We start from the raw sequence: 19,342 nt of genomic DNA on the forward strand, positions 1-19,342 counted from the left end.
TAGCCTCGCCAAGGTTATCGGTCGGTAACTGTCCAAAAAGCACTGTTTCAGTGACCTTAAAACTGTTTAACTTTTCGGTTCTAGAGCAGCAAACTGGCTATCGCATCCGCAGGTAGGTCTTTAACACTTGCCGATAACGTAATGCGCTTAGCACTTAGGCTGGTAAGCACAGCTTTAACTTATTTGGCTAAAGATCCGTGTCTTTAGACCGGGGTTGCTTACATTATTATATAGCCCTCTGTTGTCCTAAAGGGGGCAGCTATCACTCAAAACCAGGTTCATCGAGGGTTGCCAAGGATCAAAACGCCCCCTACAAATATTTCTGCACCACCTGCCACCCGGAATAGGAAACCCAGGCAAATCCTAGGAATAAGGCAATATTGGTTCCCAGATGAACTGCCCGCGCCCAAGGCTTTTGGGGACTGATTTGGGTGGAACTGCCGGCGGACACCGCAACCAGCGCCACGACAGATAACCCGGCAATCAAGTGTCCAGAATGCCCCAGATTGCCATAATGACCAATTGTACCAACTAAACCAATTGCCAAGAGTAGCAAGACCAGAGTGACCATTAGCCAACCGATGATGTAATGTAATGGTCGCAACCATTTAGGTCTTGGGCGTTGAGAGTGGCGTTTCGAGAACAGAACACTGCCCGTCACCGCCAACAGCAAATAAGCCGCTAGGGACAAGCCCATTGACCAAGCCGCTATTTTCCACAACCAGATAAAGTCGGGCAGATTCACAAATTGATGCCTCAAATTCAGCCTATTTACAGTCCCCAATCCTACCGTAAGAGGTTGCTCATCGCTAACCTCGTGAGACCCCAGATGGCTTCGCTGAATGTGGGGAGGAATAGAGGTCAAACCGTGCCACTCAATGTGGTAAGGTTTGACAGTCCAGGTGAAGGTACGACGATTAACCCCGTGCTTCGCTGCAACAACTGGACTTTGCTGGCAGTAAATTGCCCTAGTCTTTTCCAATTAACGTCACTAACTGAAACTTGAGTTTTGGTGTCTCCAGAACACCAGCCTATATAAATCTTTCCAGCTTTTTCGGCTATAACCTTGTCTCCCTTCCTATAATCATGACGAGTAACCGTACCACCATACTTACGCCGTTTGCCGCCTTTGGATGGAACACATAGGTGTAATTGTCTGCGACTAACGGGGGGTCTACGGATTACCGCAAATGGTGCTGGTGTAATCTCAACAAATCCTTGCCAGTTACCGTGCTAATCCTCACGAGTTAAGTTACCAGTTATCAGTTATCAGTTATCAGTTATCAGTCATCAGTCATCGTTCACTGTTCACTGTTCACTGTTCACTGACCACTATGTCCCTTCCCGCCATCTCGGTTAAGATGTCCTAACTAAATAGCGACCCGACAAAAAGTCTTAGAGATAACTCGGACTAGGGAAGTATCCGAGAGTCTGTGCCAAACCGAAACTCTATGCGGTATTCAACGGTTTAAATTGTCGTTTGTCCGACAATCCCTAGACTCAAGCGATAGCTAGTTTAGGGTTGTTGAACTGAACAACCTCTTTGATGTTTTTAAATGGCTTTTTTATCTAGGTGACATCCTCGTACACGATCTGCGTCCCCTACGGTGTAGGCTTCCTGGCTCGTAATCCTAGGATGACGCTTCCGGCGTTTTCTCGGCAATATTCATCCCACGCTGCCTGTCGGGTCAAACGTGGGGAACCTATCGCCGGATCAGCTAGCTGTTGCCACAGCCAAACGTGCTTTGCTTGCGGGGCTATTATGACGAATTGTTTCTTCACTAAGCTTATTATCATCCGCAGGTGGTACAACGGCTTTAGCGTCAGAGGACGGTGCCGGATTAACTTCTTGATCGACCAGTAAGCGAGTGCAGGGTACAGTATCCGAGAGAATCGCACTTGCCATCATGCCTGTGTGAATCTCCAGTAGCGCCTGCGGTAGGGCTTCAAAGACTAAGCGCTGTCCCGGAAAAACCACGCGCTCAAAATACCAATTGGGAATATTTGTAATCCGAGCAATTTGAATCTGACTCGTGGCGTTTACGTAGCAACAGAGGATGTGAGTTTGATTATCACAAGGTAGAGGATCAAGTATCTGAGTCATAACTGCTGAGTGAGGTACTAAATGAATCGTGCTTCTTATTACTTCACCTAACTTAGCACTTGCGATCCCGTGTCTGCTGTAAATCCGACTACCAATTTAACTTCTTTCTTGCCAATTGCACTGACGCGATCGCAGCTAAATGGCTAGTTTGTCCCATCCCTTGGGTTGAGACCCTAAATTGGGTCATTTTAGGTAAGATTGCTTAGTTTACCTCCCTCAGACTCCCCGATATGAACTCCATGAAAAAAATACCATACCCTTGAGGTCACAGAGCAATCTTGTTAGAGTAAAGTTAAGTTATGTGAAAAAGAAATCAAATATCTGAGAAAGCTGGGTTGGGGCTGGGTCTTCACCCCGGTAGATGATGACTTAAGCGTCCGCGTCCACGGGGTTTTCAGCCAAATTGCACTTGATACATGCCAAGTTCAAGACAGCCAACCTTATTCATAAAAGCCGATTTACCCCAGATGAAATTTACAATGTCAGAAAAAATTCTTTATGTTCGCCTACCCTGCAACCCAATTTTCCCGATTGGGGTTGTTTATTTAGCCGATCACGTTCACAAACTCTTCCCAGAGGTAAAACAGCGCATCTTTGACTTAGGCACCGTACCTCCCCTGGATTTTTCCCGATCGCTCAATGCTTGTATTGACGAATTTCAACCGACGCTTTTGGTATTCTCCTGGCGGGATATTCAAATTTATGCGCCAGTTGGCGGTAGGGGGGGGAATCCCTTACAAAATGCCTTTGAGTTCTACTATGCCAGTAACCCTTTTGTCAAGGTACGCGGGGCGATCGGTGGATTACGTTTAGCCGCCGCTTATTACAATGAACTGTGGCGTAACTTAGGGCTGATTAGTCGAGGACTTAAACGCGCCCGTAACTATAACCCAGAGGCACGTCTGATTGTCGGCGGGGGTGCGGTTAGCGTATTTTATGAACAACTCAAGACTAAATTACCCAAAGGGACAATTGTCTCCGTGGGTGAAGGTGAAACCCTATTAGAGAAACTCCTGCGGGGTGAATCCTTTGCCGATGAGCGCTGTTATGTGGTGGGTGAGACTCAGCCGCGCGATCGCATGATTCATGAGAGCCCAACTCCCCTAGAAAAAACCGCCTGTAACTACGACTATATCCAAAGTATCTGGTCGGCTTTTGATTATTATTTTCAAGAGAGTGATTTTTATATCGGCGTGCAAACTAAACGTGGTTGTCCCCACAACTGCTGCTACTGCATCTACACCGTAGTCGAAGGCAAAAAGGTACGGATTAATCCCGCTGATGAAGTTGTCGCCGAAATGCGCCAGCTTTATGACCGAGGTATCCGCAACTTCTGGTTTACCGATGCTCAGTTTATCCCAGCACGGAAGTTTATCGACGATGCGGTGGAACTGTTGCAGAAGATTCTCGACTCTGGGATGAGGGATATTCACTGGGCGGCATATATTCGGGCGGATAATCTCACCCCCGAATTGTGCGACTTGATGGTGAAAACCGGGATGAACTACTTTGAAATCGGCATTACCAGTGGTTCCCAGGAATTAGTGCGTAAGATGCGGATGGGATATAACCTCCGCACCGTGTTGCAAAATTGTCGCGATTTGAAAGCGGCGGGGTTTAATGACTTGGTTTCGGTCAACTATTCCTTTAATGTAATAGATGAGCGACCGGACACCATTCGCCAAACCATTGCCTATCACCGGGAGTTAGAGCGAATCTTTGGTGCTGATAAGGTAGAACCTGCTATCTTCTTTATCGGACTGCAACCTCATACTCATTTGGAAGCCTATGCCTTTGAGCATAATATTATCCAAAAAGACTATGATCCAATGAGTTTAATGCCCTGGACAGCGAAAAAGCTACTCTGGAATCCCGAACCCTTAGGCTCTTTCTTGGGTGAAGTTTGTCTGCAAGCTTGGCGGCAAAATCCCGATGATTTTGGTCGCGAAGTGATGAAAATTTTAGAGGAACGTTTGGGGTGTGCGAATTTGGAGGATGCTTTAGCGGCTCCGATTGAAGCCCCAGCCAAAACGCTGCCTAAACAAATGGTTACAGCCCGGTAATTGATTCTCTGAGTCGATCATCCACTGGGGCAGCCTGGAGAAATTCAACCGGAAAATGTATCATAATTAACATAAAATAATCGGGAAAAACTCACCCCCGCCCCCTTTTCCCTGTGCCCCTTTTCCCTGAACCCCCAACAGACAAGGTTTGATCATGCTGCAAGGCTCAATATTACAAAAGTTAGATACAGCTCATCGCGGCGGTAAGCGACCGCTGAATTTTGGCGTTTATCACAAAAACACCCTGATTGCTCTGTGTCATGCTTTAGAAGACTTCATATTGGAGTCACAGGGAAAACCTCTGCTGATTGCGGCGTTTCAACAGGGAAAGTGGTATTTGCAAGAGGCAGAACGCTATAACGATTTGGCGGAACACTCGTCTCAAGTGGTGATTATGGCGACAGGGGATACCAGTTTTGCTGAACATCCCACCAGCCAGCGAGCTAATGTGACGCTCGTGGATTTAGAACCCTCTGATCCAGTGGCTCAAGAGTGGCATTTGATAATCATGTCGGAGACATACACGGCAATGGTCTTATGTCAAGAGTTATCCGCCGCTGATTATGGCAGTAAAGGACAACCCGAAGAGGATCGGGAGCGCAAGTTTTATGGGTTCTGGACATTTGAGCCGGAACTGGTTCGGGAAACGATTGAATTGGCGATCGCACACATTGGTGGTTATGATCAATCCTTACAAAAGAGCCTAAGCGAACAAGCGCAACAGATTACGGCATCCTTTGGTAGCAAAAAACGTGATGATATTGGGCAGGTTGTGTCTCGCGTCGTCGATTATCTCGAAAGCTTTGAACAAGAATTACACCAAACTGAGGATGAGCCACTTCAGAACTTGCCCCTTGCCGAGCAAGACTTAGATAATAATCTAGTGTCTAATAAGGTGCAGGCATTTTTGCGGATGGCACAGCTCATTGATCAAGCGGATGTAACCAATCCCATGGCAGCGGCGGAAGTGGCAACCCTTTGTGAAGCGATGGGTCAATTGCTTGATCTACCCGCCTGGCAAATCAAACGGCTGCGATTAGCGGGATTGCTGCATCGCCTCGCCCCCTTACAAGGAGTAGAGGATGCCCTAGAACCAGCCAAATCCACAGTGCAGCAACAGGCGGTAGATCAACAAGAGGTGATGCCCAAATCCTCGGTTTTGCGTGTCATGCCCCAATTACAGGCAATTGCTCACATTATCACCCACCAAACCGAACATTGGGATGGCTCCGGACAACCGGATGGTTTGGCTTATGATGCGATTCCCTTGGAGTCGAGAATTTTAGCACTGATGACCACATTTCAACAGCGGCTCAAGGACTATCAATCCCAAGAGAATCCTTTGGCAAAAGCACTTAACGACTCTCAGGCGTCGGCGGGTACAGTATTTGACCCCAAACTGCTTGAGGCTCTAGAACTACTGGTGATGGGAATGCAACAGGGTATGAGTTTACAGGCAAATCAACCTAAAATAGCCGCAGGGATGTGGTTGATTGATTCCCATTCCCCTCAGGAAGCCCAATCAAATGTTTCGTCGTAAGGTTTAAGTCACTCAGGAAAATTGATGGAAATCGAAGCAATTCGGGCAGGAAAAATCAAGCAACTCTCAGGCGCTAATCTAGATGACGAAGATTTGTCTGGGGGTCAACTTGAACAGATTAATTTGGCGGGCGCTAGTCTGGTGGGTACGAATTTGTCGAGAGCGAATCTCAATGGTGCCCGTCTCGATGGCGCTAAGCTGCTGTGCGCTCAACTGGTGTCTGCTGACGTGCGGGCAAATTGTTTGGGCGCTAACCTGATGCAAGCGAATTTGACTGGGGCTGATTTGCGCGGGAGCAATCTCCGAGGCGCGAATTTAATGGGCGCTAACTTGGCACAGGTATCCTTTGCGGGAGCATTTTTGAGTGGTGCGAATCTGATGGGTGTCAACCTCCAGGGCGTTGATTTGCGTGGGGCTGATCTGCGGGGGGCGAATCTCAACAGTGCTAATCTCAAGGGGGCGGATTTATCCCAGGCGGATTTACAAGGCGCTAGCTTGTGTGACGCCAATTGTGAGGAAGCGGATTTGCGTGGGGCGAATCTGGCGGGGGCTAATTTGACGGGCGCAAATTTGCTTTGTGCTGAACTTGATTACGCCAATCTAAATGGTGTGAAGTTGGAGCGAGCTTGTTTGCTGGGAACGTCTCTGGTAAGTAGTTCCTAGAGGGTTACCTCTGAATCCTGGGTTATTGTCCTGAGAACAAAAGGGATACATTGGACAAATGACAAAGGAAAAATGATAATATTCTGACATAAAGGCTTGGATTTAGCGCTCACTCCTGCTATTATCAATGGTTATCAAGTTGCACCAAAAAACCTCTTCCATCTGGACAGGGTGGGGGAGAATTTGGTATTGGAGTGATTGGGAGAATAGGAAAAAAGATGAAATAAATTTAGCGACGTTTAATCTCCTGGGAATCTTTCCTGGATCACCTTCTCGCGTCCTCAACAGTACGTCCTCAACAGTCCCCGAATCACGAAAAAGGCATCGTGCCAGAATAAGGGATTGGGAGGATATCTATACCCGAATCAGTTCGGTTATTTCCCCGATTAACTCTATCCGTTTCTCGGTGTTTTAGGTGATCATAGTAATTAGGAGAGAATGTCAATCGGTTAGACCTTTGCGGTATCAGGAGGAGAAGTAGCAGATGCGACACCCAGATCATTTTTCCGAAATGTTGAACCTTTACCTCTTTACCGTCGTCTAAAGGTGTAATACTATAGAGTTAAGGCAAACTCATACTGACTTCGCATTCGCCCCTGTTCCTAGCCCAGAGTTAGTAAGCTGGGAAACGCAGCAGAATCAACGAAGAGACAATTTACTGAGTCAATCGCTTTAACTCCTGTCTACGGTTAGATCTCCTACTCAAGTCAATACAGGTAGGAGTCTATACATCTTTTAGTAGATGTAAACCACCGCTTCGCGCACATATCCTCAAAGTGAGAGATGGCTATAGCTTTTGCTTTTGAGGTCAAAATCCGCGACAGATTTATTGCTCGTTTACGGAGTCACTACTCACAGATGCCCACTGTTAACACCAAATCCAAAACGACCAAGCAGCCCACATTTTCGGCAGATATGGTTCGCACTTATCTGCATGAAATCGGTCGCGTGCCACTACTGACCCATGAGCAAGAAATTGTCTATGGTAAGCAAGTGCAGCAGATGATGCCGCTGTTGGAGGCAAAAGATGCTTTAGCGGAAACGATGCAGCGCGAACCGACGATACAGGAGTGGGCGGAACAGGTTAATTTAGAAGAACCAGCCCTCAAGAAAATTATAAACCAGGGAACGCGAGCTAAGCGCAAGATGATTGAAGCAAATCTGCGCCTAGTGGTTGCGATCGCGAAAAAGTATCAGAAGCGTAACATGGAATTCCTGGACTTGATTCAGGAAGGTACCCTGGGATTAGAGCGAGGGGTGGAGAAATTTGACCCAACGCGAGGTTATAAGTTTTCCACTTATGCTTACTGGTGGATTCGTCAGGCAATCACCCGCGCCATCGCCCAGCAAGCCCGCGCTATTCGGTTACCGATTCACATTACCGAAAAGTTGAATAAGATTAAGAAAGTTCAACGAGAACTGTCTCAGAGATTGGGTCGTAACGCGACACCGGCTGAGATTGGTCAGGAGTTAGAGTTAGAACCTGCCCAGATTCGCGAGTATTTGAGCATTGCCCGTCAACCCGTATCCCTGGATGTGCGAGTGGGTGATAACCAAGATACAGAATTATCTGACCTCTTGGAAGATAGTGGTCCGACGCCGGTTCATTACACAACTCAGGAATCCCTACGCCAAGATTTAGATAATCTCCTGGCAGAATTAACCCCCCAACAACGGGAAGTCTTGGCACTCCGCTTTGGCTTAGAAGATGGGAATGAACTGTCTTTGGCAAAAGTCGGACAGAGACTCAATCTCAGTCGCGAACGGGTACGCCAGTTAGAGCATCAAGCCTTAGCCCAGCTAAGACGACGCCATGGGAATGTGCGGGAATATATAGCGAGTTAGGGTTGGTTGGGATTTGCCCTGTCTTGCCTAACCCCCCTTCGACGACTGTAGGGGTTTGGTAACCAATAGGGGAGGGGTTTGGTAACCAAACCCCTACTACTTTTTTGTAAAAAAATATTAATTTTTTAGGCAATACCAGGACTAGGGATTGAATCCTCTTAAATTGGCGTGTCAACTTATGAACCCTTTCTGAAGGGTGAGTGAGTTTTCATTCCTTTGAGGGAATCGTCACTGGCGGATAATCCGTTATTTTTAACTTAAGGGTGATGAAGACCTCTATCAAAGTACAAAAAACCATACTCTTGCCCGTGCCAAATGTGACGGTTGAGAAACCGGATAAAGGCAGGACAAAACAGAGACAGATTCAAGCTTTGATAGAAAGCAAGGATGCCTTGTTAACCTCTACTTTAGCTTAAGTCTACTTTAACAAAAATTAGGGCGGCTACCAACTGTGTGCTAGGATTTCAGATTTTTTAAGGGTGTTTCTATATTATTTTCAAGGAGGATACCACGGTGATTAGCCGATTCATTGAGTTTTTACAGTCCCAACGTCAACCGTTTTTTCCTTGGCGTTTACCCTTAACCGGGTTACTGCTAACGGTAGGACTAACAATGAATGTCTCCAGTAGACCAACAGCCGTCGCTCAACAACTCAAGCAAACCGTGGACAGTGCTGCTGTGGAACCGAATCAATCTACTGTATCCGCCTCAGCCACCTTAATCCCTGATGGTACTTACCTCTATGGTCAATCCTCTCAACCGGATCAGATTGGTCAAGAATATATTGTGTTTCAAGCCAATAAAGGACAGCTAGTTGGGGTACTTTACTTACCTCAATCTGAATTTAGCTGTTTTTATGGCACCCTAGAATCTAAACAGATGAATCTCCAGGTTGTCAACCCCTATGACCAAACCGCTTTAGCTCACACCATCGAGAATCAGCAACAAACCTCGGTGGCGGCGACGGGGAGTCAGCTAAATTTAGACCGCACTTACGAGACCTTAACCTATCCCTATACTGTTAGCCTTGATCAGTATCAACCTGTTGGTCAACTGAGTGAGAATGATCAGCGGATGTTGAATATCTGTCGGGAAAACTTGTTCTAACCAAGGACAAATGACAAAAAGATCAACACCCTACATCTAACCCCTCTGGCGGTTGGGAATACAAGGCTTGTTCATCTGCGGCTGTGGGGGAGCTAGTAAACTGTTCAATTTGAGTCAATAAAGTTTTCGCTTCTAGATCACCATTGTCGGTTCGGTGTTTGAGGTAGAGCTTCAGTTCATTGACTAGGGCAGTAGGAATGTTCATGGGTAACCATTTCAATGACAACGTTATATCCCATTTTGGACGATGAATGACAATTAGAGGTTGCTGTACCACGCCACTACATTAATGTAGCAAGCCCGATTTAGAGCCAGGGCGGGTTTTGTACTCCAGTTGGGGGAAACCCTGACGATTGATCCCTAAACCCGCCCCTACAAATTCATGATGGCGCAGAAAGATTCAAGGGGGTTGGGGAATGGGTTTTTTCGACTTTGCCAACAGGAGCATTGATGCGATCGCGCCCAAGCACTATACTACATCTCATCAATTTTGTCAAAAAAAGATTCCATTTTTTACAAAAATACATGCATCCAGTCTGTAAGTTGTATTGCGCTTTAACGTGCTAATCTGACGCAGCATTGACGCTAAATCAGGCTTTTTGGCGGATAAAGGACAGGATTGGCGAAAAAAATGATATACTTCCCCAGACGTTCAATCTTACCAAATCGCTGCACCCACGTAAACTCGTGAGTAAATGAGAATAATTATCACCAATTTTTTGCTAGTTAAGTTGTGTAAATCAACAAAAATCAAATTGTAACTGACTCCAACGAAAAGTTTTAATTATGTGTGTAGGGGCGGGTTTAGGAACTTTCGTCTCGCGATTGATAATCAGGTTGGTTCAAAACCCGCCCTTCCCAAATGTAAGTAGGTAGGCGCAATGAAAGTTAACGGCGGAGATCGTCATTTATTGGTCATTTGTAAGGATTTGAGGAACCTAGTTTACAGGTTAGTCAGGGCGGGTTTTGCTACATACATTATCGGTAGGATTCAAGATTGAGTGGCTAAACCCGCCCCTACAATTGACAGACCTGCCACCTTCACGTCTCTACCTGAACGTCACGCGATCGCGTCCCTGTCGTTTTGACTCCAACAGTGCTTCGTCAGCCGCCTGCACCAGATTTAATGGATCATCTTCTGGATGGGGAATTATCGAAGCTACACCCACACTCAGAGTAAGAATTGAGGAATAGCCGCAGATGCGATAAGGATCATGGGTAATATTTAATGCTTTGACATGTTCTCGGATTTGCTCTGCCAATTGTACCGCTTGACACCCCTCCATTTGCGGCACAATTACGGCAAATTCTTCGCCGCCAAAACGAGCAACAAAAGCCCCTGGATACTTAACGCACTCACGAATTGCCTGGGCGACTTGCTGCAAACAGAAGTCTCCCGTCAAATGACCAAAAGCATCGTTAAAAAGCTTAAAAAAGTCGATATCAGCTAAAATAAGTGCCAGGGGAACTTCTTGTTCAGCTAATCTTTGCCATTCTTGGGCAAGGTGATGGTCAAAGTCACGCCGATTAGCCAGCTTAGTTAAATCATCAATCGTCGATAAATACTTTAACTGTTGATTCTCCTGCTCCAACTGTCCAATACGCGGATCTGCCGGTGATTTGAGGGAGAGTTGCTCCTTAAAATAAAGCTGATATAACTCACAGCGAATTGTCGCCTGATTTCCCTGTAGTGTGATCAGCCCCATACTCTCTAATTGATACGCCGCGATCGCATCTAAATGCACAGTCTGTGTTGCCATAACCACCTGATTCAGCGCCGCCAGTAACTTCGGATTCTTTTCCACCGTGGCGAATTGACGTCGCAAATGATGACTATAGACTCCGGAAAGGGTTGGTGCTTCCTCTAATAACTGCGCTAAGGTGAGATCGGAGCAACATAGGTGATAAAGTGCCAATTGAACTAGATAAGGATGTCCTCCCACCATTGCCATCAATTCAGCAGATTGAAAACCATCTGTCCAATTCAGTTGGTAACGACGGGCTAATTCCTGCACCTGCTCTAACGTCAACTCTGGCAAAAGAATTGGTAGTCCCACATTAAAGGGAGATTGATTAATATTTAATGAAATATCAATTTCCGTCGAATGCACCACAACGAAACGCAATTGCTGTAAGCTCTCATCCAGTTGGGCTTCTTCATGCCAGGAACGTAATAACGGCAGAAACTCGCTGGCAATTGTCTCATACTCGAATAGGCGATTGACTTCATTCAATGCCAGGAGAATCGGCGTGTCAATTTGCTCCAGCAAATATCCTTGAAAATAGAAGGTGCAGCTAACTTTGCTACCAATATCGTCATCCCAATAGTCATCTAGGTTAGGTTTGATCTGCAACTGCCGAGCGACGTTAGCACAAAACCAGCGCAGAAATTTATCTAGGTTGACAAAAACAGATTCATCGGCTTGCTGGAAATCGAGATTAACCGTGTGGAACCCTTGGGCTTTAGCGTGAGCGATAATCCGCTGGAGCAGAGAGCTTTTTCCCATCTTCGAGGGCGCTTTGATGCGAATGATACTTCCGGGTTTGTCAATCTCCCCATAAGCTAGTTCTTCGATGGGGGGGCGATTGATGTAAAAGGCTGAGTTGAGCGGCAGGGGACTACCAGGAAATTCTAACCGCTCCGGTGTTAGGGTTGGGTTTAACATAGTAGGATTTGAAGTGGCTAAAGGAGGTTGCTCTGAACTATCTCTTTTTCCGTTTAAAATATAGTAATCAAATACAGTATTGATATTATTTTTAGTAATTTTTTGCCCAAAAATCTGAGAAAGGCGTTGCCAAAGTTTTGCACCAACATCTCGGATATAACTCTCTTCATACCCGATCTTAGCCGAAATTTCAGTGTAGGTTAACCCTTGCCAAGTATAGTGAAAGACTTGTTCTTGAATGTTACTCAGTGGTGGATCACGGAGAATCTTACTCAGTACCGCTAGAGCTTCTGTACTCTTCATTTATCATAAAATCGTGTTACCCTATATTTTATTTTAATGGACATTTCCACAAAAACCAACTTTTTCCAACAAAAATGTATATTTTGTAAAAATTAACATCCTAAGTACCTGGACATAAATGTTGTTCGCTGTACTAAGAAATGTTAACAAGCGTCAAATCCTTGCGATTAAGAGTTCTCTTGTCTTCACGCTCAAGTTTAATTGGGTTCGACTACTTAGAGGAAATTTTAGAACATTATCCAACAGACAAGGAGGAAGGAACTCACTATAGTGAAAATGGGAGATATTTTTATCCTATCTTATCCGAATGATTAAGAATAATTTAGTTAGTTTTAATACTTGCTAACGTCCAAAAGGGTAAACAGTTAATGACTATAAAATTAAACCTCTATTGCTATGCTAGACTCCTATAAAACAACTACTAATTATCAGGGTTAAAACGATGTGTACTCAAGGCACCTTCACGGATTTTCCTCTACCAACGATTTTTAAGTGGCTCGATCAAGGGCGGAAAACAGGTGTACTATCAATTCACCCCTTAAGCGCTGTCTCATTAGCGCCTTATATAAACTTGCGGTCAAACGTAGTCAATAGAATAGAGGAGACAAGGAAACCAAGTAGATTTCAGAATTATCTCAATTACCAATCACCAATTCCCAATCACTACATCTGGATTGCTCAAGGTCAAATTGTCGCCGCCGCCAATCGGTGCGATGGAGGGGGTTTGATATCCCTGCTCCAGCGCGATCAATGGGTGAGCGATCGCGTCTTAAGCAAATTATTACAGCGTTGCTTCCTGAATCATCAACCTTTGGGGTTATGGCTAAAAAATAACGGAGTCTTGGATAGCGAGCAACTTGAACAAATCTTTCAGATTCAAATCGTCGAGCAAATTGTTCCAATATTTCAACTCAAGGATGCTCAGTTCAAATTTGACTTGAACACTAATCTACCAGCAACAGAAATGACAGGCTTGAGTATAGCCGCAACCGAAGCCACGATGATGATATCGGGAAAGCTGCAACTTGTTAGTAGGTGATATAGCAGAAGGCGTGGAACTATGGCGAGAAAAAATTCAATTAGAGCTTATTCAAGCCGCATTAGGATACTTAAGTGCGATCGCAAACCCATTTCCACAGGGGATGACTTGGACCTTGATGACAAATCCGACGCACCTGATGCGCCAAGCGCTGTTTTTCGGCGGGCGGAATTCCGAATAGAATATTACGACTTTGCCAAACTAAAACCGCCGTCGTCATCCCAATGCAGAGGGCTAGACCTAAAATAGGCAGACGGTTAAATGCAATACTATACCGTAAACCTGACCAGGTAAAATGCTCTTGCAACAACGATAACTCATAACGCCAACCCCAGAGACTAAGTGGAGCTATACTAATCCAAAGGATACCCACAAATAACCAACGACCATAAACCGTGAGTTGATGGAGTCGCTGAATTTTTACTCTTAATCTTGGATCAAGGTGATCTGGACTTGTTTGAGAAGTCTGGGTGTCTGGCGGCTCCATTATTAAGGGCAATTCCAATTACATTTTGTCGGGAAATTCAGCTTCGATAACCTGAGTGGCTTGGGTTTGACCTGTGCGCTCTCTCCAGAATGCCAAGAGGGTACTGGCAACAAAAATACTCGAATACGCACCTGCAATAAACCCCACAATTAGGGCTAGGGCAAAATATTTTAGGGTTTCTCCGCCAAACAAGAAAATAGACACTAAGGAGAGTAGGGTAGTTAAGGTGGTATTGATGGATCGGCTTAGGGTTTGATTAACCGCATCATCAACAATTTGATCAATATGTTGGTCGGGATGCTTGGCAATCACTTCCCGGATGCGATCATAAATAACTACGGTATCGTTAACAGAAAATCCAATAATTGTCAAGAGAGCGACGACAAAAAGGCTATCAACCTCTACACCTTGGACTAAACCCAAAATGGAGAAAATACCCACAGTGACCAAGACATCGTGAAGTAAAGCAATAAAAGCCAAAAAAGCATAGTCAAACTTAAACCGCAAGGAGAGGTAGGCAAGAATACCGAAAAAGGATACGAGTAATGCCAGTAAACCGGATGTAAATAACTGCCGTCCCAGGATGGGACCTACGGTATCAATTTGAGTCGATTCGGGATCAAATGCGCCAATGGTTTCACTGAGAGCTTTGCGTAACTCAGTGCGCTGTTCAACATCCAAGGTTTTGGTACGAATCGTCAAGCCTTGTTGTTGAGCACCGATACGCTGAATCGTACTACTACCCAGATCCTGTTCATTGAGAACCTCACGCACCTGTGCCAGGTCTATGGGTTGGTCGCAGTTACCGGGTACAGTACAATCAAGTTCAACCTGTAGGCGTGTCCCGCCAACAAAATCGAGACCGGGGCGCAGAGGGGCTCCCAGCTGTGCCGTGGAAATCGCCATCGAAACGATACCAGCCAAGATAATTACGGCGGAAATTATCCACCAGAGCGATCGCTGTTTGATTACACTAAATTTGGTCATTTGTCATTAGTCATTTGTCATTAGTCATTCGTCATTTGTTGATTGGTGATTAGGGAATCGGTGATTAGGGATTGGGCGAAGCATTCGCGAACTTGTCTTTGACACAACACCGACATATTTGGGCGCGAATGCTTCTCCCCTACGAATACCTCTCACCCGTTCCTGCTCCCCCTGCTCCCCCTGCATTCTTACTGAGACGATATCAGATTCGGACAAAACAGTTCCGGCTTCTGGCGTACCCCAGGAAATCCTAAAACCAACAACAGCATGAACGTGCGAGTACAGGTAACAGCAGTAAACATACTGATTACAACTCCAATCCCTAGGGTAACGGCAAAGCCCTTAACTAAACCTGAGCCGAGCCCAAATAGAGCCGCACAAGCAATCAGAGTCGTCAGGTTCGAGTCTAAAATACTGGAAAATGCTCGATAAAAGCCTGATTCCACAGAGCGATACAGGGTTTTTCCCTCGCGTAATTCTTCTCGCGTCCGTTCAAAAATTAGCACATTCGCATCTACCGCCATCCCGATACTGAGAATAAACCCAGCAATGCCTGGAAGGGTTAAGGTGACACCAATCAGGGCAAATGTGGCTAGGGTGAGTAGGGCGTAGATAGTCAGAGCAACATCAGCAATTAAACCGGGGAGACGATAGTAGATTGCCATGAACACCAAGACTAAAATTAAACCGCCAATTGCTGCATAAACGCTGCGTTGAATACTATCTCGTCCCAGGGTAGCCCCCACGGTGCGATTTTCCACAATTTCTACGGGTAACGGTAACGCACCACCTTGAAGTTGAGCGGCTAAGTCACTCGCCCTTTGCACATCAAAATTCCCGGTAATTACAGCACCGCCGCCACTAATACCCGTTTCCGCATATTCTGGACCCACGGTGGGAGCGCTGATCAGGGAGTCATCCAGGAAAATGCCAATACTGCGACCGGTACCCGCCAAGTCTTTCGTCCGTTCGGCAAATCCTTGTCCCCCTGCAGCATCAAATCGGATCGCGACTTCCCAACCATTTCCGGCTTGAGTCGGTTGAGCGCGGGCATATTCCAGGTTTTTCCCAGTTACATTTGTCTTCTCAAACAATTGTGCGATCGCGGCGTCCGAGCGTTCCAAAGCCGCTATATTTTCTGCGATCGCCTCTTGATCACCACCTTCTTCACTCTCCCGTAGAGCGGCTTGCTCAAATAGCAGTTCCTGGCGCACATTTTCTTCAATCAGAAGCTGTGCTTCTGTACCCGGTAATTGCTTGCGGAAATCAAGTTGTGCGGTTCCCCCTAGCACCCGTTCGGCTTGCTGTGGATCATTCACACCAGGGAGTTGCACCAATATTTGGTCTGAGCCAATGGTTTGGACTTGAGATTCAGAAACACCCAGAGCATTAACTCGACGGTCAACAACACTTTTAACAGCCTCCAACTGATCCGGCGAAATTTCGGGAATTTCCTCTGTGGTTTTTACCTGAATCGTCAGTTGTGCGCCACCCCGCAAATCGAGTCCCTGCTGGAGAGGAATCTTCACCAGCACCACAATTGCCAGAATGATCAGGACTAGAATCAGGGCTACTAACGAACGCTGTCTTTGCATAACTATGACCCGCCGCAACAAATGCTATGATAATCTCTTTTTACTCATATCTTGCACTATTCACACTCACCGCCCTATAAGTGATGTAGGGTGGGCAGTGCCCACCAGCCTCATCTGAGCGTGCCATTCATCTTAAGTAATGGTTCACCGCCCAACGAACGATGAACCTCAACAGGCTTAAATCTGCAGTTCCAGCATCTTTTTTACTCCCTCAGCAATCTGCTGGGGTTGGACAATGGTCAAGCTTTCCAGAGTGCCATTATAGGGAGTGGGGATATCTTGAGATGATAGCCGCAAGACAGGAGCATCCAGTTCATCGAAGAACCGTTCATTGATTGATGCAGTCACCTCCGCCCCAATACCACCAGTTTTCATGCATTCTTCCACAATAATTACCCGATGGGTTTTGCGAATAGACGCGCCAATGGTTTCAAAATCCAAGGGCTTCAGGGAAATCAAGTCAATCACCTCTGGATCAAACCCTTCTTGTTCCAGAGACTTCACCGCCTGGGTGACGTGGTGACGCATCCGTGAGTAGGTAAGAATGGTAACATCTTCGCCCTCTCGGACAATTTCGGCTTTATCCAAAGGTAGTACATACTCCGTCTCTGGCAAATCTTCCTTTAAGTTATAAAGGAGAACATGCTCAAAGAACAAAACCGGATTATCATCCCGAATCGCCGCTTTGAGCAATCCCTTGCCATTGTAAGGAGTTGAACAGGCGACAATTTTTAAACCCGGAACCGCTTGAAAATAGGCTTCGAGTCGTTGAGAATGTTCCGCCCCAAGCTGACGCCCCACCCCACCGGGTCCGCGAATCACCATGGGAATTTTGAAATTACCGCCAGACGTGTAACGCAGCATCCCAGCATTATTGGCAATTTGGTTAAATGCCAGGAGTAGAAAGCCCATATTCATGCCTTCAATAATCGGTCGCAACCCCGTCATCGCTGCGCCCACGGCTAAACCTGTAAAACTATTTTCGGCAATGGGAGTATCCAGAACCCGCAGTTCACCGTATTTTTTATACAGATCCTTGGTAACTTTGTATGACCCACCGTAGTGACCCACATCTTCACCGAGAACGAATACCGTGTCATCACGAGCCATTTCTTCATCAATAGCTGCACGCAACGCATTAAAGAAAAGTGTTTCTGCCATCAATACCTCACCAGAAGCGGCAAATGTCATCCTAGCATTGCCCATGCAACAGGGGAAGCTATAGGGCGGGGAGATGGGGAAGATGAGGGAGAATTGCCCAAGCACCAATGGCATAAGACCTGAAACTGCTTTTCAATTACCTGTTCCCTGTTCTCTGTTGCCTAACGAATGACGAATGACAAATGACGAATGTTCTACTATAAAAATTAAACTATTTAGGTTTTATTAATTAATAATATTTCATAAAACCAATTAGAATTTTATATGGGTAAGCCAGAGCAATAAATTTTGTTCATTGTCAAAAAGGCAATCAATCATCAGGTTACTCTGCCTCTAGGAATTGTTTTTGAGTAAATTTTCTTAAAAGGGAGCGCAAAACTACAGATTTCTGTATACTGAATGACTGTGTGAGTCAAGGCAGTGCATTTTACAGCAGGACTATATTCAAGATCATGACTTTTTTTGGACTAGTTTGGACAACATCCTGGGTGAGCTGTTTGCTGGCATCCAGCCAAGGTCTATTCAGAGTACCCGATTATATTGCCAATGCTTTGCCTGCTAAAGTTTTATCCGTTGTTAACAGCCCACTAGAACAACCAACACCTCGTGTTTTTTCATCCCCAGTTGATTCAGAAGTCTGGTCTAACAAGTCTCAAGTAACTGCACTTGCCTATTCAGGATTAACTCATGATTTAAGTTTACCATTTCCCCTTGCCGAGACGGCTACGGTTGCGGCTCATCCATTTAGGGATAGCACAGCTCAACCTGTTACCTGTCCAGCCAAGTCAGATTCCCCGGATGATGGGGGTAAATCCAAATCCATCTATCATTCTTCATCAGCTTCAGTAAATTATTCATCTGCCAATCGTCTCTCAAATGCTAGTCTACCCCAGAAAATCTGGAAAATGATCGAGAATTTATTTTCTTGGGGTCAACCCGTTGTCTCAAAAGACAAAATTTCGGCTGAGTCTATAGTTGTCATCAGCTCTCACTCTCAAACACGAGTTCGTGGCAGAAACAAGAGTCAGACAAGAAGGGGAAAACGAGGCTTTTTGCAATATACCCAAAGGAGTAATAAACTAGAACATTCAGCAGAGCAGCAGCAATTCCAGGTTGTGGTTAAAGGACGAGCGATTGCCCAATTGCCGACTCAAAAGCAAGCTGAACAGATGGCACAAAATCTCACGCTGTTGTTTTGTGAGTCATCGGATGTATCAGAGATAAATTCATCGGTACGAGCCATGCTGTCTGATGGAATACCTGTAATGAAAGCAGGCGATCGCGTATTATTAAAATTGGATGATATCTTAACTAAAGACTTAGATCAGCATCGAGAACTTCTCGCAATTGAATGGGCAAATAATTTGCGTCTAGCTTTAGGGCAATCACCATTAAGTTTGGCAGACGCCCAAAAGCAGATGTACAACTTAGTCGAAACTTCAAATACCATTGAAGGTGTAGCATCTTGGTACGGACAATATTTTCATGGTCTGTACACGGCGACTGGAGAAATTTATGATCAGCACGATCTGACGGCGGCTCATCCTACCTTACCGTTTGATACCTATCTGAAGGTCAAAAATGTAGAAAATGGTCATAGTGTGATTGTACGCATTAATGATCGCGGTCCTTATATTCCGGGTAGAACCCTGGATTTATCTCGACAAGCCGCTCGTTCTATTCAGAGTGAAAAAGTCGGAGTTATCCCCTTTGAAGCTACAGTTATGAAACCACGAGAAAGGATGAGGGATGAGGGATGAGGGATGAGACAGACAAGATAGG

16 protein-coding genes are annotated in these 19,342 nt (G+C 45.7%); 8 read left to right on the plus strand and 8 right to left on the minus strand.

From position 1 onward, the window contains the following. Positions 1-310 precede the first annotated feature (310 nt). Both RIM23_RS26270 and RIM23_RS26275 read right to left on the minus strand, forming a co-directional pair. A complete protein-coding gene (locus RIM23_RS26270) occupies positions 311-745 on the minus strand; it encodes a DUF4079 domain-containing protein (RefSeq protein WP_446334868.1) in 435 nt (144 codons plus the stop codon). A gap of 969 nt (positions 746-1,714) precedes the next feature. Then, complete coding sequence (locus RIM23_RS26275) at positions 1,715-2,104, minus strand: DUF1830 domain-containing protein (protein WP_446370797.1); 390 nt, start codon at positions 2,102-2,104, stop codon at positions 1,715-1,717. 479 nt (positions 2,105-2,583) lie between these two features. On the opposite strand from RIM23_RS26275, the gene RIM23_RS26280 reads away from it, so the two are divergent. The 6 genes from RIM23_RS26280 to RIM23_RS26305 all read left to right on the plus strand — a co-directional run bounded on the left by RIM23_RS26280 (position 2,584) and on the right by RIM23_RS26305 (position 9,322). Further along, positions 2,584-4,167, plus strand: a complete 1,584-nt coding sequence (locus RIM23_RS26280) for a photosystem II high light acclimation radical SAM protein (RefSeq protein WP_446370845.1) — start codon at positions 2,584-2,586, stop codon at positions 4,165-4,167. A gap of 154 nt (positions 4,168-4,321) precedes the next feature. Beyond that, positions 4,322-5,707 carry a DICT sensory domain-containing protein gene (locus RIM23_RS26285; protein WP_446370799.1) on the plus strand — a complete coding sequence of 462 codons (1,386 nt, stop codon included), beginning with the start codon at positions 4,322-4,324 and terminating at the stop codon, positions 5,705-5,707. 24 nt (positions 5,708-5,731) lie between these two features. Then, complete coding sequence (locus RIM23_RS26290) at positions 5,732-6,370, plus strand: pentapeptide repeat-containing protein (protein WP_446370801.1); 639 nt, start codon at positions 5,732-5,734, stop codon at positions 6,368-6,370. A gap of 858 nt (positions 6,371-7,228) precedes the next feature. Then, on the plus strand, positions 7,229-8,215 hold the full coding sequence (locus RIM23_RS26295; protein ID WP_446359052.1) for an RNA polymerase sigma factor, RpoD/SigA family: 987 nt from the start codon (positions 7,229-7,231) through the stop codon (positions 8,213-8,215). A gap of 266 nt (positions 8,216-8,481) precedes the next feature. Continuing rightward, positions 8,482-8,631: a hypothetical protein gene (locus tag RIM23_RS26300; RefSeq protein ID WP_446370803.1), complete on the plus strand. Its 150-nt coding sequence runs from the start codon at positions 8,482-8,484 to the stop codon at positions 8,629-8,631. Positions 8,632-8,728: 97 nt separating this feature from the next. After that, a complete protein-coding gene (locus tag RIM23_RS26305) occupies positions 8,729-9,322 on the plus strand; it encodes a hypothetical protein (RefSeq protein ID WP_446370805.1) in 594 nt (197 codons plus the stop codon). Positions 9,323-9,344: 22 nt separating this feature from the next. Here the strand turns inward: RIM23_RS26305 and RIM23_RS26310 are convergent, their stop codons facing one another. Together RIM23_RS26310 and RIM23_RS26315 are read right to left on the minus strand one after the other, a co-directional pair. Beyond that, positions 9,345-9,527 carry a hypothetical protein gene (locus RIM23_RS26310; RefSeq protein ID WP_446370807.1) on the minus strand — a complete coding sequence of 61 codons (183 nt, stop codon included), beginning with the start codon at positions 9,525-9,527 and terminating at the stop codon, positions 9,345-9,347. An 844-nt stretch (positions 9,528-10,371) separates the two neighbouring features. Then, the gene (locus tag RIM23_RS26315; protein ID WP_446370809.1) at positions 10,372-12,291 is read right to left on the minus strand and encodes an AAA-like domain-containing protein; all 1,920 of its coding nucleotides are present in this window, start codon (positions 12,289-12,291) and stop codon (positions 10,372-10,374) included. Positions 12,292-12,733: 442 nt separating this feature from the next. Between RIM23_RS26315 and RIM23_RS26320 the strand changes: the two genes are divergently transcribed. Next, a complete protein-coding gene (locus RIM23_RS26320) occupies positions 12,734-13,330 on the plus strand; it encodes a DUF4388 domain-containing protein (RefSeq protein WP_446370811.1) in 597 nt (198 codons plus the stop codon). A gap of 70 nt (positions 13,331-13,400) precedes the next feature. Here the strand turns inward: RIM23_RS26320 and RIM23_RS26325 are convergent, their stop codons facing one another. The 4 genes from RIM23_RS26325 to RIM23_RS26340 form a co-directional block, all read right to left on the minus strand. Then, positions 13,401-13,817: a hypothetical protein gene (locus RIM23_RS26325; RefSeq protein ID WP_446370813.1), complete on the minus strand. Its 417-nt coding sequence runs from the start codon at positions 13,815-13,817 to the stop codon at positions 13,401-13,403. An 18-nt stretch (positions 13,818-13,835) separates the two neighbouring features. Next, a complete protein-coding gene (secF, locus tag RIM23_RS26330) occupies positions 13,836-14,804 on the minus strand; it encodes a protein translocase subunit SecF (RefSeq protein WP_446370815.1) in 969 nt (322 codons plus the stop codon). Between the two features lie 188 nt (positions 14,805-14,992). Beyond that, positions 14,993-16,399: a protein translocase subunit SecD gene (gene secD, locus RIM23_RS26335; RefSeq protein WP_446370817.1), complete on the minus strand. Its 1,407-nt coding sequence runs from the start codon at positions 16,397-16,399 to the stop codon at positions 14,993-14,995. A gap of 177 nt (positions 16,400-16,576) precedes the next feature. Next, positions 16,577-17,560, minus strand: a complete 984-nt coding sequence (locus tag RIM23_RS26340) for a pyruvate dehydrogenase complex E1 component subunit beta (RefSeq protein WP_446337280.1) — start codon at positions 17,558-17,560, stop codon at positions 16,577-16,579. A gap of 452 nt (positions 17,561-18,012) precedes the next feature. On the opposite strand from RIM23_RS26340, the gene RIM23_RS26345 reads away from it, so the two are divergent. Continuing rightward, positions 18,013-19,320 carry a septal ring lytic transglycosylase RlpA family protein gene (locus tag RIM23_RS26345; protein ID WP_446370819.1) on the plus strand — a complete coding sequence of 436 codons (1,308 nt, stop codon included), beginning with the start codon at positions 18,013-18,015 and terminating at the stop codon, positions 19,318-19,320. Positions 19,321-19,342: the final 22 nt, after the last annotated feature.

The sequence above is a fragment of the Coleofasciculus sp. G3-WIS-01 genome (assembly GCF_040223135.1).
GTDB lineage: Bacteria > Cyanobacteriota > Cyanobacteriia > Cyanobacteriales > Coleofasciculaceae > Coleofasciculus.

Coding starts and splice junctions, on each gene's coding strand:
- RIM23_RS26325 (WP_446370813.1), bottom strand. CDS start 13,817: ATGGAGCCGCCAGACACCCAGACTTCTCAAACAAGTCCAGATCACCTT.
- RIM23_RS26295 (WP_446359052.1), top strand. CDS start 7,229: ATGCCCACTGTTAACACCAAATCCAAAACGACCAAGCAGCCCACATTT.
- RIM23_RS26300 (WP_446370803.1), top strand. CDS start 8,482: ATGAAGACCTCTATCAAAGTACAAAAAACCATACTCTTGCCCGTGCCA.
- secF (WP_446370815.1), bottom strand. CDS start 14,804: ATGACCAAATTTAGTGTAATCAAACAGCGATCGCTCTGGTGGATAATT.
- RIM23_RS26275 (WP_446370797.1), bottom strand. CDS start 2,104: ATGACTCAGATACTTGATCCTCTACCTTGTGATAATCAAACTCACATC.
- RIM23_RS26320 (WP_446370811.1), top strand. CDS start 12,734: ATGTGTACTCAAGGCACCTTCACGGATTTTCCTCTACCAACGATTTTT.
- RIM23_RS26290 (WP_446370801.1), top strand. CDS start 5,732: ATGGAAATCGAAGCAATTCGGGCAGGAAAAATCAAGCAACTCTCAGGC.
- RIM23_RS26285 (WP_446370799.1), top strand. CDS start 4,322: ATGCTGCAAGGCTCAATATTACAAAAGTTAGATACAGCTCATCGCGGC.
- RIM23_RS26345 (WP_446370819.1), top strand. CDS start 18,013: ATGACTTTTTTTGGACTAGTTTGGACAACATCCTGGGTGAGCTGTTTG.
- RIM23_RS26315 (WP_446370809.1), bottom strand. CDS start 12,291: ATGAAGAGTACAGAAGCTCTAGCGGTACTGAGTAAGATTCTCCGTGAT.
- secD (WP_446370817.1), bottom strand. CDS start 16,399: ATGCAAAGACAGCGTTCGTTAGTAGCCCTGATTCTAGTCCTGATCATT.
- RIM23_RS26310 (WP_446370807.1), bottom strand. CDS start 9,527: ATGAACATTCCTACTGCCCTAGTCAATGAACTGAAGCTCTACCTCAAA.
- RIM23_RS26280 (WP_446370845.1), top strand. CDS start 2,584: ATGTCAGAAAAAATTCTTTATGTTCGCCTACCCTGCAACCCAATTTTC.
- RIM23_RS26340 (WP_446337280.1), bottom strand. CDS start 17,560: ATGGCAGAAACACTTTTCTTTAATGCGTTGCGTGCAGCTATTGATGAA.